The sequence below is a fragment of the Pseudomonas sp. PS1(2021) genome, assembly GCF_020405165.1.
Lineage (GTDB): Bacteria > Pseudomonadota > Gammaproteobacteria > Pseudomonadales > Pseudomonadaceae > Pseudomonas > Pseudomonas aeruginosa.
Genome location: NZ_CP084484.1, coordinates 1,127,946 through 1,145,154 on the forward strand (window position 1 = coordinate 1,127,946; position 17,209 = coordinate 1,145,154).

Sequence of the window (17,209 nt, forward strand, 5' to 3'; positions counted from 1 at the left end):
CCGGTGGCAGGAATGTGCAGCCTAGAGGAACTAACGCGCCAGCTTGACCATAACGGCGCAGATTGATCAACCAAGCCAGCACATAAACGTGTCATCGTTGACGATCAGCTCTCTGCTTCTTTGGCTTTGCCTTTGTGGCTGCTAGCTGTTTCTCGGTCATGTATACCGGACGCCAAATCCTGAAGCGTACCGGCTGAGTGTTCAGGCGTTACTGCTGTACCCTGATCCCAAGACTCTCAGCGGCAGAGGTTACCTGAGTATTGTGGACTTACACCGCTTGCTGTCCCTCCTGCCTGCTAAATGATTGTTCGAAAGGCTGGTGGCAAGCACCGACCTCGGTACACTGGCCTGAAACAAAATGAAGGCCGCCGACATGTTCGATCTTGACCACTCCCTCGCTCAGGAAATCGTCGACCGAGCGATGGCCATCCTTCCGCGAAACGTGAACGTGATGGATAGCCAGGGCTTGATCATTGGGACGGGCGAGGCTGAGCGCCTCTATACCCGCCACGAAGGGGCCCAGCTGGTACTCGCCAACAGCAGGGCTGTTGAGATCGACAACGCAGCCGCTGGCGCTCTCAGGGGCGTGCAAGAAGGGGTGAACTTCCCGCTTTGCCTGGATGGCCAGGTGATCGGCGTTATTGGCGTATCTGGTGCGCCTGATGAGGTACGCACGTTCGCTGAGATGGTTCGAATGACCGCTGAGATGCTGGTCGCCCAACGAAATGATCAGCAGCACCGGATTTGGCTCCAGAAGCGGATCGAAGACGTTCTGACAGCCATCCTCCTGTCTGGCCAATCTGCTCAACGGGCCATCGTTGAGGCCCAACGATTGGGGCTGAGACCTGACCTTCGCCGCACGGCAGTCCTTCTCGAGATGGCAACCCCAGAAGACCTTGACCTGGCGGCCGAATGGATTCGGCACCAGGCCGCAGACGCCTGGTGTGTTCCTCTACATGCCTTGGGCCTAGTCTGGTGTCCGCCCCGGTCAGCACCACCGGATTTTCGTGAGCGGGTAGCCCGCGCTGGAATTCCGTTTACCCGGGTAGCGATCGGAACTCCTAACACCGAAACGAAGGCTCTACATTCTGAAGTTGAGCAGCTATCGGACTTGATGGCCTATGCCCAAGCCAAAATGCCAGATGCACAATGGCTGGACCTGGCTGCTCACAGAATTCCGGTGGCGGTGTGGCGCTTTCGTTCTGAGAACGGCTTTCTGCAACTGGCACTCCCCTACGTCGCTCTGCAGCAAGAGGACAGCAATGGGCAGCTTCGCAGGACATTGAAATGCTGGTTCGAGCATGGAAGTGACGGCCAGGCCTGCGCCGAGGCCTTGAATATCCACCGGAATAGCCTTCGCTACAGACTTGAGCGAATTGCCGATATTTCCGGGGTCGACCTCGCATCACCGAAAGGTACGACTGAACTCTACCTGGCGATGATCCTGGCGGCAGAGTAAGACATTCGTCGTCCTTATGAATTTGCACAAAAGGACAACGAAAAATCTGTGATTCCAACCTATCCGCACCAGAGCTCGTGCAGAAACAATCCCTCTCAACAACATCGCGAAGCCTGAGGGGAAATGCATGAAAGTCGTGATCGCGCCGGACTCGTTCAAAGAAAGCCTACCTGCAGAGCTCGTTGCAGAAGCCATTGCTCAAGGAGTGCGGGATTCGGCTCCAGACGCTCAAATCGTGTGCATGCCCATGGCAGACGGCGGTGAGGGCACCGTCGACGCCGTCCTGGCTGCCACCGGTGGAGAGCGGCGGGTCAGTACCGTCCAAGGACCACTTGGGGCGGAAGTCCAAGCAGCTTGGGGCTGGCTTAACGAGTCTCGCACCGCTGTGATTGAAATGGCGGCAGCCAGTGGCATTCACTTGGTTCTGGCCGCGGAACGCGACGCTACGCGCGCTTCCACCTTCGGAACCGGTCAACTGGTCCAGCAAGCCCTGAGTGCTGGCGCGCAACGAATCATCATGGGGTTTGGGGGGAGCGCGACCAATGATGGCGGTACCGGAATGCTGCGAGCGCTTGGTGCCAGGTTTCTCGACTCTGCCGGCGATGAGATCGAGGAGGGTGGCCTGGCGCTCAAAGCTCTTCGCCAGATCGACTTGAACAGACTCGATGAGAGGCTACATAAAGTCCGGATTGAAGTTGCATGTGATGTCAACAATCCATTGACCGGGCTGCACGGAGCCTCACACGTTTTCGGCCCGCAGAAAGGTGCAACGCCTGATCAGGTCTTGGCTTTGGATGAGGCTCTGAATACGTATGCCGATATTGTGGCCGCGCTTCTTCAGAAAGACGTACGTGACTTTCCTGGGGCTGGCGCGGCGGGGGGAATCGGGTTCGCCGCCAAAGCATTTCTACATGCGGAATTCCGGCCTGGTGTTCAACTGATCGCGGATTTGTCTGGACTGAGTCAGGCTGTTCAAGGAGCAGACCTTGTGATCACCGGCGAAGGGAGGTTGGATGAACAGACGCTGTACGGAAAGACCCCTGCCGGGGTGGCTGTCATCGCTTCTGCTGCGGGAGTGCCTGTCGTGGCAATCGCTGGCACGCTGGGAGTCGGATATCAGCGGCTGCGCGACATTGGAATCGTTGCAGCCTTCTCCATCACCTCTGGGCCCATGACGCTCGAATCAGCGTGCTCCGACGCCGCAACTCTTCTCCGGGATAGGGCATCGGATTTAGTGCAACTGTGGAAGGTTGCCAGAGTAGGGGGTTCCTGAGGATATCCTCCAGCCGCTAGGAGCTAATGAGGGCCGCGGGTGGTGTTGTGCAAAGCAACCACGTATGCGGCCAGTGCAGCATCACCCCCCGGAAGTAGCCAATGTGCAGTTGCTTACGTGGTTGCGGGGCTAGAGAATTCGGTTGACATCGGAGATTATCCTTCGCGACTTGAGCCTTCACTGTAACGGCACAAGGGGAGACTGTGCCAGATGCCGGCTAACTGGCATCATTCGGCTCGGGCGTTATGGTTAACGGGGTGCATAAACCACCCTGGGCCGCCAATAACGCAGATAGGCGATCAACAAGTAAAGGATGATCTCGATGCAACTTCGTGCAGCAGTCTCCGGTCTGCTTCTGGCCCTCCTGGCCGGCCAAACTGTGGCAGCAAGCTTTGACTGCTCCAAGGCCAGCAGCTTCCCCGAAACAGAAATCTGCCGTGATGGCTACCTGTCCGGGTTGGACGAGTGGTTAGCTAGATCCTATAAGGCCGCCCTGGAGGTAAATCCTGGCCAGTCTGATGCGGTCCGTCAGTCGCAACGTGAATGGCTCGCGACAAGGAATGCGTGTACTGACCAGCAGTGCCTCGACAGCACTATCGGCGCCCGCATCCAGGCGCTTGATCAATATGTGACGGCGGAGAAGGGTAAGGCTGCATCGGCTTTAGCCCATGCCCAGCTGAACAAGCACCAGGAAGCGGAGGCCATCAGGCAGCGGCAAACTGCGGAGCGTCTAGCGACTGAAGAAGCAGCTCGACAGGCGCAGATCGAGAATCAGCGCCAGTTGGCAATCATCGAACTCCAGCAGCGTGCTCAGGCCGCCCAAGCGCTCGAAACTCAACGTGCTGGAGAGCACCAGCAGGTACCAGCCCAGATGCCGCAGTACCAACCCCCTCAAAAGGTTGCGCCAGCTTCGAGTGCAACCTCGTCCTCGCCGTCATACCGCTCGCCGGAGAAAAGTCTGTGGCAGCAGTTCAAATCTAGCCCGGCCTGGAAGTACTTGCTGCTGGCGGGGGCACTTCTGACAGCTTGGGCGATGTGGAGACACCATCAGGGGCAAACAACCATCTACAACGACTACACGGATGCCGCGATTACGAACCTCTTGCCGGCTGCAGGCGTGGTACTGGCCTTCTTGATGAACTGGCTCGAGCTGCCTCGTCAACTCGCAATGGTGGCAGGCCTCACGGGTTTCATGTTTGCATTGATGTTCGCGGTGTATGCGTCTGTGCGAACCAATCAGGGATGGATGAGCATCAGCTTGTCGCTCATCGCCAAGATGACTCTGGTGTCAGTATTCTATGCAGTAATAGGCGCACTGGTGGCATCGCTATTCTTAAGCACCAAGTACAAAGGGGAGTCCCAGGCGAGAGCGAATGCAAGGAACCGACGGGAGAAGAAAGAAACGATGGCCATGATCTCCGTGCTCACTACTGCCTACACCTTCCTTTCGGCTTGGCTGTGCCGACGGCAAGAGTTCATCTCTGTTTCTGAATGCCTAGCTTTTGACTCGACCGCAAGCGTTGCTTAAGTCAACTCATGAGACGCGGTCATCGCGCCTCATGCTGATTCAGCCTCGGCGGCATCAATGTCTTCCGCATCCCACAAATCAGTTTTATTGCTCAGTATCCTGCAGCCCGGATTGGCTTCAACCTTTCCCTTCTCTAGTTACACTTCACTTTGGAGATTCGGCCCTGAATGGACGAGTGTGGGACCTCGCTTCATGCAATCCAGGCTTACTTTGCCTGCACATAAACCAAGGAATAGGCGACCAGAATTGAATCAATCCCTCAAGCCCGGCGAGAACACCACCATCAACCAGTCGAAAGGTCAGGTGCTGGTAACGCATTCTGCCGGCGCAAACCTCGACGTGAACCTGACGGCCTTCCTCATCACTGACTCCGGAAAAGTGGTCGATGACAGTGGGATGGTCTTCTTCAATGCGCCGGAGCATGCGTCCGGCGCGGCCGCATTCTCGCCTCCCATCATCCAGGCCGGCTCGATCAGTCACAGCATCAGCTTTGATCTGAGTCGCCTGCCAGCCTCTATCTCGAAGATCGCCATCACCTTGACCCAAGATGGCACCGGAGGAGGTTTCGCAGGAGTACCAAACCTCAGCGCACGTGTTCTTGCCGGCGACCAGGTGCTGGATCTTGCGCCTGGGGCATTTGAGCGGGAGACGGGCATCATCGTACTCGAGCTCTACGTCCGAAACGGTCAAGCGAAGGCGCGCTCTGTCTGGCAGGGTTTCGCCTCGGGCCTGGTCGGGCTCTGTGGCATGTATGGAGTCGAGGTCGACGATGAGCCGGCAACTGCCCTGATCCCAGCCGCGCCCCCTGCGAAACCGGTCAGCATCACCAAGACGGTGATCACCTTGGACAAACCCGGGAGCACGCACAAGGTCTCTCTGGAGAAAGGCGCGGCCGCGCCGAAGGTCATCAAGGTCAGCGCCAGGTGGGTGGACAACGGAGACGGTCGAGACAACGACGACCTTGACCTGCGAATCGGTATCCTTCGCCCAGACGGTCGGATGTCCATCATTCAGGCGCCTGACAAGCGCGGTTCCTTCGAGGCTGACCCCTTCGTGTTACATACCGGCGATGTGGTAAGCGCGAGCACCTCTGCCCCAGGGATCGAAACCGTCGAGATCAATGCAGCCATCTCTCATCTTATGGGCGGCAAAGTCGCGCTGGTCTGCAGCGTCTATTCCGCCGTCGACAACGGAGCAGTGTCGGTTGCCTCCCTCAAGCCGAAAATGCGGATGGAGTACGGGGACGAGGTCGTAGAGTGTGCCTTCGAATTCAAAGGAGGATTTTTCAGTAGCCTGGTTTACACCTACGTCTTGGGGATGATCGAGATCGATGGCGACGAAATTCGCATCAGCCCCAGTGGCGTTACCTCCAAAACTGGATCGGAAGCCACGCCTTGGCTAACCCGCAAAGGGGACAGGGTCGAGTTGACGATGGACGGCCCGCATGTATTTAAAGGCCGTCCGCTTGAGCGCAAAGGGAACAAGCATTACGTGTGATGGCGATAGCCCGGTGCCCAGGCGTTCGCCTTGCACCGGGCTCGTGCTACTTGACCCTCCAAGGGGACTGGTAGGTAGGGAGATCGCCGCGGGATCGTTGACGACAATGCCCCCATGCGCGGGCAGCTCATCGTAAGGTAGCGATTCCGCTATTTCACACTTTCAACCTTCAACACCGTGCTCATCCATTTTGGTAGTTTGCAGGCCAGCAACTTGACAAAGTCTTCAGGTCTGAGTCCTTTCTTGATCGCTGCTATGCATTCCGGAGTGGAGCCTTCTTTGCCGAGATAATACAGTGCGCTGATAGCCACCCCTACCTCAGTTCCTGCATGCTGCATGACCATCGTTGTCGCATGTATTAGCCTGATTTCAGCGTTTCCTATGAATACTGAGCGGCTGGCGCCGTTAGTGTAAAAGATTGGAATAAGCGGCATCTGGGTACTGAGCCCAAACCTCCTGACGGCATTGGCACCATGGATTTGTAAAGACAAGTGCTTCTGCCTGGCAATTACGCTGATCAATTGCCAGTGGTTGGGACGAGCCCTGGCAACGTAAAGTCCGGGTTTCGGGCGCATATAAATCCCACGATACACCCGTTCGAGTTCGCCTCGTTTGACCAGTCGAGCTATTGCCTTGGATACGGCATTTTTCGTTCCAAACCCTGTGAAACGGCTAATGCTGAACGGCTGCCCTTTAGGTAGTCGCTTGACTCGTTGCGTAATCCGGGCGTATACCGACTGGGCTTGATCAGTGCTGAGCATCGTGGCATTTACGCCTATAGCGTGAAGTCTAACGACGAACTGAAAAGTGGCTGATGGAACGCAATCACCCTTCGCCGATATTCATCATCTTGAGCGTCATTTACTAGGCACTCTTCGAGGCGCCCCAGCGAGAAAACTTGATCGGCGGAGGGGGAGTGTCTAAGCCAATGTCATCAACTTAAGCCCCCAGCCCTGGCCGGGGCAAGAAATCCCGGGGCTTGGACGCGCGGTTGCAGCAGTGCCTTCACTGGTTTTGCTCCCCAGTTCAGCGCATGTGCGACCCAGACGCCAGCTTAATGGATGCCGGTTCGCCTCGGCGGGCGGGATTTCTCGTTTTCCGGGCGAGCGCGTGCCGGCCGCTGTCTGGCCAGCTTTTTTGCGGTGCAGTTCGGGTGCTGCTTGTTCTTAGCGCGTCGGTTTGTAGCCCTCGCAGCCGCGACTGGCCAGGCGCATACGCTGGCGCGGGAAGCTGCGGCCCGGGCGCACAGCGCTGAGGCTGTTGGCCATCAACTCCATCACGTTGGCCAGCCCCTGCACACCGGGGCGTACCAGCAGGTCGACCAGGGTGTTCTTGAGGCGTGACACCCTTGGGTGAAGTTGACCTTCCAGCGCAGCTTGCGGCCTTTGTGGCGCTGCTCGATGACCGGTTGCAGCAGATGTTGCATCAGCAGCGCTAGGTTTTTCAGCAGTTGCCCGGCATGAAAGTCCTGCTTCACGGCCGTCACGCTACGGCCGCTAAAGTTGTCGAGGCAGAGGGTCTGCTTGAGGCGGCGGTAGTCCGTTTCGATGCCCCAGCGGCGGTGGTAAAGATCCGCGAACACCTCGGCCGGGAAGGCCTGTCGATCCAGCAGGGAGGTCAGCAGCACTTCGCTTTCACCGCTGGCTAGCTCGACCCGGATCAGGCGCAATTCGACCCGGCCCGCGGGATCGACGCCGGCCTCGGTACAGAACAGGCGCGCCTCGGGATGACTGGCAGAGAAGAACTGCGTGTCTTCTGTCTGCCCCGAGCGGAGAAACTGTTTGACCTGCGCGTTGTAGCCACACGGCAGGCGCATCAGGAAATGTCGCCGGTGCTGCTCGAACAGCGCAAACAGCCAGTGTCCGGGGTAGCCGCGATCAAACAACGTCAGGCTGTCAGCGGGCAGATGCTCGAGGTGCAGATGGGCGCAATCGCGCTCGCCGACTGCGGATGGCACGATCAGGCTGTGTAGCGTCTGGCCGTCGGCGACGTCGTAGAGCATGGACAGACGGGCAACGGGAAACTCGCTATGGCAGCCGAAAAAGCGCGTCATGACCGACTCCAGCGGTAAATGGACGGTCGAGCCGTCCACGGCGAGTACCCGTAACCCGCGCCACGTCTGGCGCAGCCCGAGGCTGTCGAGCTGTTGCTGAAGGGTTTGGTTGAGGCTCTCGAAGACCTCGGGCTTGAGCTTGCCGCGCGCCTTGCTGAAGGCCTGCGCGGTGACCACCTGGGTCTCGGCCGAGGCCTGGTTGAGCACGCGATAGAACTGATCGAGCTCGGTTTGCAGGGCGGTGCGTGGCTGATTGAGCAAAAACAGGACGAGGTTCTTGAAGGTCAGTTGGCGTCGGCGGGTAAAGTCGTGAGGGCGCTGGCGGTGGGTATCGATGAAGTCGGGACAATCGAGCTGACTGGTTATTTTTTGTACAATTTTCAAGCCAGGGTTTGCTGGGCGGTGTCAAACGGTGTGGAATGAGGGGCCAAAAGGGTTTCTCCTATGCGCTGAATTTAGCGCTAATTATATGATATTTATAGGAAAAATTCCTTAAGTTGATGACATTGGTGTCTAAGCAGGCTTTTCGCATAGCTGCGAATGTCATCAGGTAGCTCGGTGTTACGAGAGAGGTCGCGGAGAAAAGCTTCGGTCTTGACGACACTCCGGGTTCTTTCATGCGGAAGGGTCAAAGCGGCTACCTCCTTATTCGGTTATTCCAATCTACGAGACCAGAACGGGCAAGTCGCGCGCTTACCCCTAATTTGTCCGCGATTCGACGTGGTGCGGCTGATGGATTTTCAGCCCTACAATCAGTTTTTTTCCCAGTAGTTATCTTTGCTGACCAGACCAAAATCTTCAGAAGCAAATGGCTGATCATCATCGAACATACCATTGACCATGCGCTCCCGACGCAACCCACTCAGCACCCTGAAAAAGCAGGGCTCACAGAGATGCACCCGGTAGTGCTGCCCATCATGCGGGGAGCCATATCCCCATTGGGCTTCAAGCTTGCCGTATTGGGGACCGTAGCCGGGAATACCCGTGCCAGAGCGGCACACGTCGCAGATCACATCCTCAACGACATCGACCAATGCCTGCGACTTAATCTCCATGTACACCTCACGATTACGTTCCAAACGACGCCGGCCGGGTATGGAATCATGAACACCAACATCATTGGATCTGCCTCGACTGGCTGAGCATCAAAAACAAGCCAGTAGCTGCTGCCGATAATGCTGGGAAAAGCTGACCTGGTAAGCGGGCTCAATTGCAAAGCCATCCAGCGAAATGATGTCCGTAGGCTGCGATCCAATACCCGGTTCTGCACTACCTAACCCCGCACCGCCGAAACCTTCGACATGACCCAAAGTGCCCATCGGCTCAGGTTTGGACACTGGAGTAAAACCAGGCATCTGCACATCGCTCAAAACTGCCAGGTCATCAGGCAAGTCATTCGATATTCGCTCCGCAAAGCCCTGAAGCGTTGACTCCGCTAACATGAATAGCCACGCTTGGTCGTCGGACTCACCTGTGCGCCGCAGCACTCGTCCCAGCACTTGCCGGTAATGCAGTTCGGTGCGGATACGGCTGAGATAGCAGCACACTTGCAGGCGGGGAATGTCGGTACCTTCGCTGATCATTCCGACGGCCACAATCCAGCGGCAGGCGCTGCTCCGGAATGCATTGATCACCTGTTGCGCATCCGGGGTTTTGTTGGTCACGATGCGGCACTCTTCACCCATTGCTTCTAGAGCCAGTGCAACTTGTTGGGCGTGTTCGATGTCTGTGGCCACCACCAAACCAGCAGCATCAGGTTTGATCTGGCGTAGCTCGTTCAGCTTGCTGCAGCCAAGATCGAGGATTGGATTGATCACCTCGTCATGACGCAGAAGTTCCTCATAGGTGACAGGTGAGTCCCCTAAAAGCTTGGCGATGCTGGGAAACAGCCTCACGGAGCTATCTGCGCCAAGCTCTTCCGTAAGTTTCACCTTCTGATTGTCGAGCAACACTATGCGAGGTGATCGGCACACGTCGTCGGCAATGGCATCTTTCAAGCCATAACGGTAATCACAGATCAAATGCCCCTCGGGCGAAGAGTAACGAGCCAATGCGATGGCCTTATCGTCCGAACGCCAGGGCGTGCCAGACAGGGCCAACGTGAAGGCAGCCCGATCCTGTATCCGATGCAGTATCTGCTGCCCCCAAGCATTGCTGAACAGCGGATCGTGGCCGGCGCAATGGTGGATCTCATCGAAGACCACGAACACCCGGTAGTCATCGAGAAGCTGCCAGAATCCCTCATCACGGTATTCCATGGCCTGATAGGTATAAGCCGCGCCCACGGCACCTATCTGGCCGTCGAGACGCCTGCCTAGCACAGCCGCAAAGGTCGAACGAAAACCCTCCACGACCTGGCAGGACGGCGCAAAGCACAGCACCAAATCGATTCTGTCCTGCTCAAGCAGTCGGCTGGCCAGTTCTGCAGCCATGCGTGTCTTTCCGGCTCCCGGCGTAGCCTGGCAGAAGAAGTGCGGCGTGACGGTAAAGTGCTCCAACGCCCGAGTGATGCAGCTGTCCTGCCAGCTCCGTAGCGAACTGCTCATCATGGTGCAGCGAGCGTTTTGAGGGCCTTTTCGATGGCGCGCAGATGCCCCAAGAGGCGAGAACTGCGATCCCTGGCTTCCAGGTAATCGCCTTCAAGCTTGTCCCGGAAATGCGGCATTTCGTCCAGAAGCAGTTTGAATCGCTCTGCCTCGCCCATTGAGGTGAGAAAGTCCAAGCGGATTTCCTTGTGGAGCGCTTCCAACTGCAAATCCGTATTGGCTGACGACTTAAGTGGCAAAGCTTCCACGTCGGGTACTGCCGTGTCTGGTTCGGGCACTCCGGCAACCATAAGGCTGTTCTCAAAACCGTTGTCGATCAGTTCCAGTTGCAGATGTACTGGAATCGGCTGCAGGTGGTAGACCTGTCCTCGAACACGACGATCCTTATCCAGCACAACCCAGCCTGCGCGCACTAATCGGCGGATCTGCTCATACACATAGCGGCGCACATCGGCGATACGGAAATGTGTGCCACTCAAGCGAGCGGCATAAGCATCGCGCAGTTCACGGGTCGTAAACGTTGTACGCCCTGGCTCCTGAAGCAGCTCATACAGACGCCTGTCGAAGATAAGCGAGGCCGATTTCATTGAGGCACCAGAAGAATTAGCGCGAAAATGCGGATTATAATCCGTGGCCTCTGCGTCCGCAAACGCACGATAGTGCCGCCTCAAGTTGAATTGAGACGGTCATGGATAAGTTGGCGAAAGCGTTAGGGATGCTCCGATCAACTTGTCGTGCAGCCGCGGCAAGTTGCAATTTTCCAGGCACCTACAGCGTCATTGGACGAAAAGTGACCGAAAAATCATGTACGGAGAGCTTTTTCGACCGGTTCTCCGTGTTAAACGCGAACCTCACCCATACCCATGAGCTGTTTTCGAACCCTCCACAGGTTTGCCAGGGCGAACAGCGTGGTCAACTGAGCCGTGTTTTTCATCAGCCCACGAAAACGTATTTTCACGTAACCAAACTGCCGCTTGATCACGCGAAACGGATGCTCGACCTTGGCCCGTGTCTGAGCCTTGCAGAACTCGATCTTGCGCTTGGCTTTGTACAGTACGCTGCGCTGGTTCAGCTTGGAATAGGTGCTGCGACGCGCTGCAATCTGCCAGATCACCCCCCGATTTTCATGCTCTTCGCGCCTTTCGACACCGGTGTAACCGGCATCTGCATACACGGCGTTTTCTTCGCCATGCAGCAGTTCAGCCACCTGCGTGACATCGGCCACATTGGCAGCGGTGCCATGGACGTGATGCACCAGGCCGGACTCGACATCGGCACCGATGTGCGCCTTCATCCCGAAGAAATACTGACCGCCTTTCTTGGTCTGGTGCATCTCGGGATCACGCTTGCCTTCTTTATTTTTGGTCGAGCTGGGGGCATGAATAATGGTGGCATCGACGATGGTGCCTTGGCGCAGCGACAGGCCTTTTTCCTGCAGATAACCATTGATGACCGCAAGGATTGCCGGTGCGAGCTGATGCTTCTCCAGCAAGTGCCGGAAGTTCATGATCGTGGTGTCTTCGGGGATTGGCGCGCTCAGCGTCAGGCGTGCGAACTGGCGCATGGGCGTGATTTCGTAGAGCGCTTCCTCCATGGCCGGGTCGCTCAGGGAGAACCAGTTCTGCAACAGATGGATGCGCAGCATGGTTTCCAGAGGATAGGGTTTTCTACCGCCGCCGGCCTTGGGGTAGAACGGTTCGATCAGCTCCAGCAGGCCTGCCCAGGGCACCACCTGATCCATTTCGGCGAGGAAGCGCTCTCGGCGGGTTTGCTTGCGCTTGCCGGCGTACTCAAAGTCGGAAAAGCTCATCTGGCTCATGGGCGGCTCGGATCAGGTGTTGCGGGGATTCTCGCATAACTGAAGGCTTGTTCGGAGATTCCTTAGGGGAACGCATCCGAATGCAGAGGAAGGTCTGCCGGATTTCCCAAGACGCATTGGCGCTGGCGTGCAGTCTCGACCGCAGCTATGTAGGTCGCATCGAGCGTGGCGAGGTCAACATTACCGTCGAGAAGCTCTACCGCATCGCAGGCGAACTCGCCTGCGATCCTTCAAGCCTTCTGCCACCGCCATCTGAGATTCTGAGCTGATCAAGTAATACTGGCGCTAAGCCGAGTACGTCGGCAAGCGCAAGCAGATCCGCAGGGAGCTGTTTCTGATTGAGATGGGCCTGGTGGTATCGTGGAAGAATCTAATTGCCCTGATCGATTCGCACTACCCAAAGGGGAAGGGCATTCGCCCGGCGTACCCGTTGATGGCAATGCTGAGCGTGCATCTGATTCAGAACTGGGCTAGGTGTCTCTACTGTCGGCAAGATCTTCTGAAAGAGTCGAGCGACTGGAGTTCTGTGTAAGCGAATAGCTGGAAGGTGGTAAAAGCGTTACAGAATAAAAAATGATTAGAATCATGCACTTATATTTGTAACATGTTACAACCGGCATATTTCACATGTTCCCACTCGATGCGCCGCGCGCGGTTGGCGTTCTTCCTCGGCTTGTAGCCGCAACTGGCGAGGTCGACACGATTTCCCGAGTAGCGACAGCCGCAGTAGAACTCCACGGATTGCCGGGCGTAGAGCTTCCAGCCGATTTTCTTCGCTTCGGAGAACGTGCGCGGGGCGTTGGCCTGGCCGGCGCTGGCGAGGAGGAGGGCGAAAAGGCCTACAAACAAACGGGAAAGCATGCGGCAACTTCCAAAAAAATCCGCATGTTACTGATTTTGCAGGAGATGCCAATCGTGGCCAGTCCATGGCCAGGCGAGGGCGGACCTTCCCGTTTGCGCCGCGTCCATGCGATGGTTAGTATACGTTCCGTATATGTTTTGTAGTCGAGGTGTAGTGTGGGCCTGGTGAAGATTTCCGAGCAATTGCACGAAGAGGCGCGCATCGCCTGCAAGGCCATGTCGCGCTCGATCAATGCCCAGGCCGAGCACTGGATGCGCATCGGCATGCTGATCGAAGCCAATCCCGGCCTGACCTATGCGCAGGTGCTACGCCAATTGATGGACGAAGCGCGCGAAAGCGACCGCCGCGAGCAGGACGCGGCGAGGATCTCGGGATGATCAAGAGCGCGGAGGAAGTCCAGCGCATGAGCGTGGCCGGCGCGCTCACCGCGAAAGTCCTCGAAGCCCTCGACGAGGTGGTGCGGCCAGGCATCAGCACGGCAGAGATCGACCGCTTCTGCGAGCGCTACATCGTCGACACCCTCGCGGCGATTCCCGGCAGCAAGGGGCAGTACGGCTATCCGTTCACGGTGAACACCTCGGTCAACGAGGTGGTCTGCCATGGCTGGCCGTCGGCGCAGCAGATCCTCCGCGACGGCGATATCGTCAACGTCGACGTCACGGTGATCAAGGACGGCTATTTCGGCGACAGCAGCAAGATGTACCGGGTCGGCGCCATCGACCGCCAGGCGCAGAAGCTGCTCGACGTCACCCGCGAATGCCTGTACCGGGCGATCCGCGTGGTGCGCCCGGACGCCACCCTCGGCGATATCGGGCATGCCATCCAGAGTCACGCCGAAGCCAACGGTTATTCGGTGGTCCGCGAATACTGCGGGCATGGCATCGGCCGCAAGATGCACGAGGCGCCGCAGGTCCTGCACTTCGGTCGCGCTGGCGCGGGTGCGCGGCTGAAGGACGGGATGACCTTCACCATCGAACCGATGATCAACCAGGGCGGCCACGCGGTGAAGCTGCACAAGGACGGCTGGACCGTGACCACTCGCGACCGCCGCCTGTCGGCCCAGTACGAGCACACCGTGCTGGTCACCGAGCGGGGTTGCCGGGTCCTGACCCTGCGCGACGAGGAGCGCGAGGCGCTGGCCGACCTGGCTGGCTGATCGACGCCCGGCCTGGTTACACTGAGACGACTTTTCCGAAGGGAGGCTGGCGGGTGTCCGGCAGGCGTTTTGGCGAGTTCGAACTGCGCGCCACCTGGTTGCGCGAGGACAGTGGCTATCTGGCCGAGATCGAGATAACCAGCATCGACGATGCGGATTTCGGAGCATCGTGACCGGCCGTTTCGGTAGATCGTGACCGGTCATTTCGCTAACGCGTGACCGCTCATTTCGGTAGCAACGTGACCGATTTTCCGCCCGTTCCGAAACCGGCGGTCACGGCTTACCGAAATCGCCGGTCACGGCTTAGCGAAAGCCTTCCCTCTCGTTGCGCATGACCTGATGCGCCGTCACCCTCGCCCGATTTCGGGAGGGGAAGATGGCGGCGCCGCGAGTAGCCATGCGAAACATCAAAGAATGTCTGCGCCTCAAGTTCGAGGCCGGTTTGTCCCACGAGAAGATCGCCCGCGCCTTGCAGTTGTCCAAAGGCGTGGTCAGCAAATACGTCACGGCGGCGCGCGTGGCCGGACTGGACTGGCCGGCGCTGGCGGCCATGGACGAGGCCGCACTGGCGGCCGCCTTGTTTGCGTCGGCGCCGACAAACAAGCCGCGCGGTGAGCGGGTGCCACCCGACGTGCTGAGCATCCACCGCGAGCTGCGGCGCAAGGGCGTGACCTTGCAGCTGCTGTGGGAGGAATATCTCGCCGCGCATGCGGGCCAGCCGACCTACCGCTACACCCAGTTCGTCGAGCACTACCGGCGCTACGCCCAGACGCTCAAACGTTCGATGCGCCAGGTGCACCGCGCGGGCGAGAAGCTGTTCATCGACTATGCAGGGCCGACGCTGCCGGTGGTCGACCCGGCCACCGGCGAAGTCCGCCGGGCGCATATCTTCGTCGCCGCCCTGGGCGCCTCGAATTACACCTATGCCTGCGCGACGCCGGGCGAAACCCAGGTGGACTGGCTGACTTCGCTGGGCCAGGCACTGACCTACTTTGGCGGTGTGCCGGAGATGGTTGTGCCGGACAATCCGCGCGCCCTGGTCGCCCAGCCAGATCGCTACGAGCCGGGTCTGAACCGGGCAACGCTGGAGTGTGCGCGGCATTACCAGACGGTGATCCTGCCGGCCCGGCCACGCAAACCCCAGGACAAGGCCAAGGCCGAGGTGGCGGTGCAGGTGGTCGAGCGCTGGATCATGGCGCGACTGCGCCACCGGCAGTTCTTCAGCCTGCATGCGCTTAACCAGGCCATCGCCGAGCTGCTGGAGGAGCTGAATCGACGCCCGTTCAAGCGCCTCGATGGCTGCCGGCGCGACTGGTTCGAGCGCCTGGATCGCCCGGCCTTGCGAGCGCTGCCGGTACATCCCTACGAGGTCGCCAGCTTCAAGCGCTGCAAGGTCAACATCGACTACCACATCGAGGTCAATGGCAGCTTCTACAGCGTGCCCTCCGCCCTGGCCCGGCAGAGCGTCGAGGTGCGGCTGACAGCGCACACCCTGGAAGTGCTGCATGGCAACCGGCGCGTGGCCAGCCATGTGCTGCTGGGCCGTCGCGGCGCCTACAGCACCCAGCGCGAACACATGCCCGCCGCACACCAGGCCCATCGCGAATGGACGCCGCAACGCCTGCTCGACTGGGGCGCGCGGATCGGCCCCTACACGCGCCAACTGATCGATCACCAGCTGACCCACAAGCCGCATCCGGAGATGGGCTACCGCGCCTGTCTCGGCCTGCTCTCGCTGGCTCGTCGCTACGGCAATGCACGCTTGGAAGCCGCCGCCGAACGGGCCGTCCAGCTGCGCGCCTTCACCGGGCGCAGCGTGCGCAACCTGCTCCAGCAAGGCCTGGATCAGCAGCCGCTGCCCACGCGCACCGCCGAAACGAGCTTACCCAGCGACCACGAGAACGTCCGTGGCGCCGACTACTACCACCCCCCGCAACAGGAGCTGTTCGATGATGCTGCAACACACCCTGAATCAACTGCACCAGCTACGCCTGGACGGCATGGCCCGCGCCCTGGAAGAGCAATGGACGCTGCCGGCCAGCCACAGCCTGAGCTTCGATGAGCGCCTCGGCCTGCTGCTCGACCGCGAACTGGCCTGGCGTGACAACCAGCGCCTGGTACGGCTGCGCAAGAAGGCCAAGCTCAAATATGCCAACGCCTGCCTGGAAGACCTCGACCGCCGCCCTGGCCGCGGCCTGGATGAGCGCCTGATCGCCAGCCTGGCAGGCGGCGACTGGATCCGCCAGCAGCACAACCTGCTGCTGACCGGCGCGACCGGCGCCGGCAAGACCTGGCTGGCCTGCGCCCTGGGCAACCAGGCCTGCCGCCAGGGCTACAGCACTCTGTACCTGCGCACCCCGCGCCTGTTGGAGCAACTGCGCATCGCTCATGGCGACGGCAGCTTCGGCCGTACCCTGCAACAGCTGGCCAAGGTCGATGTCTTGGTGCTGGACGATTGGGCGCTGGCCCCGCTGGAAGAAGGTGCCCGGCACGACCTGCTGGAAGTGATCGACGACCGTGCCGGCAACCGCTCCACCATCCTGGCCAGCCAGTTACCAATCGAACACTGGCATGGCTGGATCAACGACCCGACCCTGGCCGACGCCATCCTTGACCGCCTGGTGCACAGCGCTTACCGACTGACGTTGAAGGGCGAGTCACTGCGCCGGAAAAAAGCTGAGGAGCAAACCGCATCGTGACCGATGCGATTACAATCCACAACCCGCGCAACCGGGGCGGAAGCACCGGTCACGTATTAGCGAAACGCTCGGTCACGTTCACCGAAATCCGCATCGACGACGGACGCACCGAATGGCTGGTGCTGCCGGGCCAGCCGCCGTGCGAGAGTCCGGCGGCCGCGCTGTCGCTGGCGGAAGCGGCGCTGTACCGGGTGCGCGGCTTCGATGCGCGGGGCCGGCCGCTGTTTTCCGACTGAGCCTGCTGGCAAATCGCATGATGCATTTCGCACGATCTTGCAGTTTGCACGGACCGCTTCGCTGGGTCTTTTCGTAAGTTA

Annotated in this window: 16 protein-coding genes and 3 pseudogenes; 11 read left to right on the forward strand and 8 right to left on the reverse strand. The window is 59.1% G+C overall.

The window, feature by feature from the left end:
- Nucleotides 1-358 precede the first annotated feature (358 nt).
- From LE197_RS05610 to LE197_RS05625, 4 genes are all read left to right on the forward strand, one after another.
- The gene (locus LE197_RS05610; protein WP_170869667.1) at nucleotides 359-1,459 is read left to right on the forward strand and encodes a sugar diacid recognition domain-containing protein; all 1,101 of its coding nucleotides are present in this window, start codon (nucleotides 359-361) and stop codon (nucleotides 1,457-1,459) included.
- A 127-nt stretch (nucleotides 1,460-1,586) separates the two neighbouring features.
- Complete coding sequence (locus tag LE197_RS05615; protein WP_023083420.1) at nucleotides 1,587-2,732, forward strand: glycerate kinase; 1,146 nt, start codon at nucleotides 1,587-1,589, stop codon at nucleotides 2,730-2,732.
- 322 nt (nucleotides 2,733-3,054) lie between these two features.
- Nucleotides 3,055-4,260, forward strand: a complete 1,206-nt coding sequence (locus LE197_RS05620) for a hypothetical protein (protein WP_023083421.1) — start codon at nucleotides 3,055-3,057, stop codon at nucleotides 4,258-4,260.
- Nucleotides 4,261-4,506: 246 nt separating this feature from the next.
- Nucleotides 4,507-5,757, forward strand: a complete 1,251-nt coding sequence (locus LE197_RS05625) for a TerD family protein (RefSeq protein ID WP_023083422.1) — start codon at nucleotides 4,507-4,509, stop codon at nucleotides 5,755-5,757.
- A 149-nt stretch (nucleotides 5,758-5,906) separates the two neighbouring features.
- Here the strand turns inward: LE197_RS05625 and LE197_RS05630 are convergent, their stop codons facing one another.
- From LE197_RS05630 to LE197_RS05655, 7 genes and pseudogenes are all read right to left on the reverse strand, one after another.
- Nucleotides 5,907-6,518, reverse strand: a complete 612-nt coding sequence (locus LE197_RS05630; RefSeq protein ID WP_023083423.1) for a DUF6088 family protein — start codon at nucleotides 6,516-6,518, stop codon at nucleotides 5,907-5,909.
- A gap of 405 nt (nucleotides 6,519-6,923) precedes the next feature.
- Nucleotides 6,924-8,194 (reverse strand): annotated as a pseudogene (locus tag LE197_RS05635) (IS4-like element ISPa45 family transposase).
- A 92-nt stretch (nucleotides 8,195-8,286) separates the two neighbouring features.
- On the reverse strand, nucleotides 8,287-8,442 hold the full coding sequence (locus LE197_RS37050) for a BPSL0761 family protein (protein ID WP_318840994.1): 156 nt from the start codon (nucleotides 8,440-8,442) through the stop codon (nucleotides 8,287-8,289).
- Nucleotides 8,443-8,562: 120 nt separating this feature from the next.
- Nucleotides 8,563-8,865, reverse strand: a complete 303-nt coding sequence (locus LE197_RS05640) for a hypothetical protein (protein ID WP_023083424.1) — start codon at nucleotides 8,863-8,865, stop codon at nucleotides 8,563-8,565.
- Between the two features lie 90 nt (nucleotides 8,866-8,955).
- A complete protein-coding gene (locus LE197_RS05645; protein WP_031634356.1) occupies nucleotides 8,956-10,356 on the reverse strand; it encodes a DEAD/DEAH box helicase in 1,401 nt (466 codons plus the stop codon).
- The gene (locus LE197_RS05650) at nucleotides 10,356-10,943 is read right to left on the reverse strand and encodes a hypothetical protein (RefSeq protein WP_003090691.1); all 588 of its coding nucleotides are present in this window, start codon (nucleotides 10,941-10,943) and stop codon (nucleotides 10,356-10,358) included. Before LE197_RS05650 ends, LE197_RS05645 begins: the two co-directional genes overlap by 1 nt.
- Before the next feature lie 251 nt (nucleotides 10,944-11,194).
- Nucleotides 11,195-12,175, reverse strand: coding sequence for an IS5-like element ISPa41 family transposase (locus LE197_RS05655; RefSeq protein WP_003117291.1), 981 nt, complete (start codon nucleotides 12,173-12,175; stop codon nucleotides 11,195-11,197).
- A gap of 80 nt (nucleotides 12,176-12,255) precedes the next feature.
- On the opposite strand from LE197_RS05655, the gene LE197_RS05660 reads away from it, so the two are divergent.
- Both LE197_RS05660 and LE197_RS05665 read left to right on the forward strand, forming a co-directional pair.
- A complete protein-coding gene (locus LE197_RS05660) occupies nucleotides 12,256-12,444 on the forward strand; it encodes a helix-turn-helix domain-containing protein (RefSeq protein WP_003090690.1) in 189 nt (62 codons plus the stop codon).
- Nucleotides 12,445-12,491: 47 nt separating this feature from the next.
- Nucleotides 12,492-12,644, forward strand: a pseudogene (locus LE197_RS05665) (IS5/IS1182 family transposase); the annotation flags it as partial.
- Nucleotides 12,645-12,799: 155 nt separating this feature from the next.
- Here LE197_RS05665 and LE197_RS05670 read toward each other — a convergent pair.
- A pseudogene (locus LE197_RS05670) lies at nucleotides 12,800-13,036 on the reverse strand (deoxyribonuclease); the annotation flags it as partial.
- 156 nt (nucleotides 13,037-13,192) lie between these two features.
- Between LE197_RS05670 and LE197_RS05675 the strand changes: the two are divergent.
- The 5 genes from LE197_RS05675 (at nucleotide 13,193) to LE197_RS05695 (ending at nucleotide 17,128) form a co-directional block, all read left to right on the forward strand.
- On the forward strand, nucleotides 13,193-13,414 hold the full coding sequence (locus LE197_RS05675; protein ID WP_003090688.1) for a ParD-like family protein: 222 nt from the start codon (nucleotides 13,193-13,195) through the stop codon (nucleotides 13,412-13,414).
- The gene (gene map, locus LE197_RS05680) at nucleotides 13,411-14,193 is read left to right on the forward strand and encodes a type I methionyl aminopeptidase (protein WP_073666664.1); all 783 of its coding nucleotides are present in this window, start codon (nucleotides 13,411-13,413) and stop codon (nucleotides 14,191-14,193) included. Before LE197_RS05675 ends, map begins: the two co-directional genes overlap by 4 nt.
- A 376-nt stretch (nucleotides 14,194-14,569) precedes the next feature.
- Complete coding sequence (gene istA, locus LE197_RS05685; RefSeq protein ID WP_126621873.1) at nucleotides 14,570-16,255, forward strand: IS21 family transposase; 1,686 nt, start codon at nucleotides 14,570-14,572, stop codon at nucleotides 16,253-16,255.
- On the forward strand, nucleotides 16,143-16,892 hold the full coding sequence (gene istB, locus LE197_RS05690; protein ID WP_126621874.1) for an IS21-like element IS1474 family helper ATPase IstB: 750 nt from the start codon (nucleotides 16,143-16,145) through the stop codon (nucleotides 16,890-16,892). Before istA ends, istB begins: the two co-directional genes overlap by 113 nt.
- Nucleotides 16,889-17,128 carry a hypothetical protein gene (locus LE197_RS05695; RefSeq protein WP_226033864.1) on the forward strand — a complete coding sequence of 80 codons (240 nt, stop codon included), beginning with the start codon at nucleotides 16,889-16,891 and terminating at the stop codon, nucleotides 17,126-17,128. The genes istB and LE197_RS05695 overlap by 4 nt, the downstream gene beginning before the upstream one ends.
- Nucleotides 17,129-17,209 lie beyond the last annotated feature (81 nt).

What these genes read in the sequence shown, in the direction of transcription:
- LE197_RS05655 (WP_003117291.1), bottom strand. Translation starts at nt 12,175, where the DNA reads ATGAGCCAGATGAGCTTTTCCGACTTTGAGTACGCCGGCAAGCGCAAG.
- LE197_RS05630 (WP_023083423.1), bottom strand. Translation starts at nt 6,518, where the DNA reads ATGCTCAGCACTGATCAAGCCCAGTCGGTATACGCCCGGATTACGCAA.
- LE197_RS05650 (WP_003090691.1), bottom strand. Translation starts at nt 10,943, where the DNA reads ATGAAATCGGCCTCGCTTATCTTCGACAGGCGTCTGTATGAGCTGCTT.
- map (WP_073666664.1), top strand. Translation starts at nt 13,411, where the DNA reads ATGATCAAGAGCGCGGAGGAAGTCCAGCGCATGAGCGTGGCCGGCGCG.
- LE197_RS05660 (WP_003090690.1), top strand. Translation starts at nt 12,256, where the DNA reads ATGCAGAGGAAGGTCTGCCGGATTTCCCAAGACGCATTGGCGCTGGCG.
- LE197_RS05645 (WP_031634356.1), bottom strand. Translation starts at nt 10,356, where the DNA reads ATGAGCAGTTCGCTACGGAGCTGGCAGGACAGCTGCATCACTCGGGCG.
- LE197_RS05615 (WP_023083420.1), top strand. Translation starts at nt 1,587, where the DNA reads ATGAAAGTCGTGATCGCGCCGGACTCGTTCAAAGAAAGCCTACCTGCA.
- LE197_RS05620 (WP_023083421.1), top strand. Translation starts at nt 3,055, where the DNA reads ATGCAACTTCGTGCAGCAGTCTCCGGTCTGCTTCTGGCCCTCCTGGCC.
- istB (WP_126621874.1), top strand. Translation starts at nt 16,143, where the DNA reads ATGATGCTGCAACACACCCTGAATCAACTGCACCAGCTACGCCTGGAC.
- LE197_RS05610 (WP_170869667.1), top strand. Translation starts at nt 359, where the DNA reads ATGAAGGCCGCCGACATGTTCGATCTTGACCACTCCCTCGCTCAGGAA.
- LE197_RS05640 (WP_023083424.1), bottom strand. Translation starts at nt 8,865, where the DNA reads ATGGAGATTAAGTCGCAGGCATTGGTCGATGTCGTTGAGGATGTGATC.
- istA (WP_126621873.1), top strand. Translation starts at nt 14,570, where the DNA reads ATGGCGGCGCCGCGAGTAGCCATGCGAAACATCAAAGAATGTCTGCGC.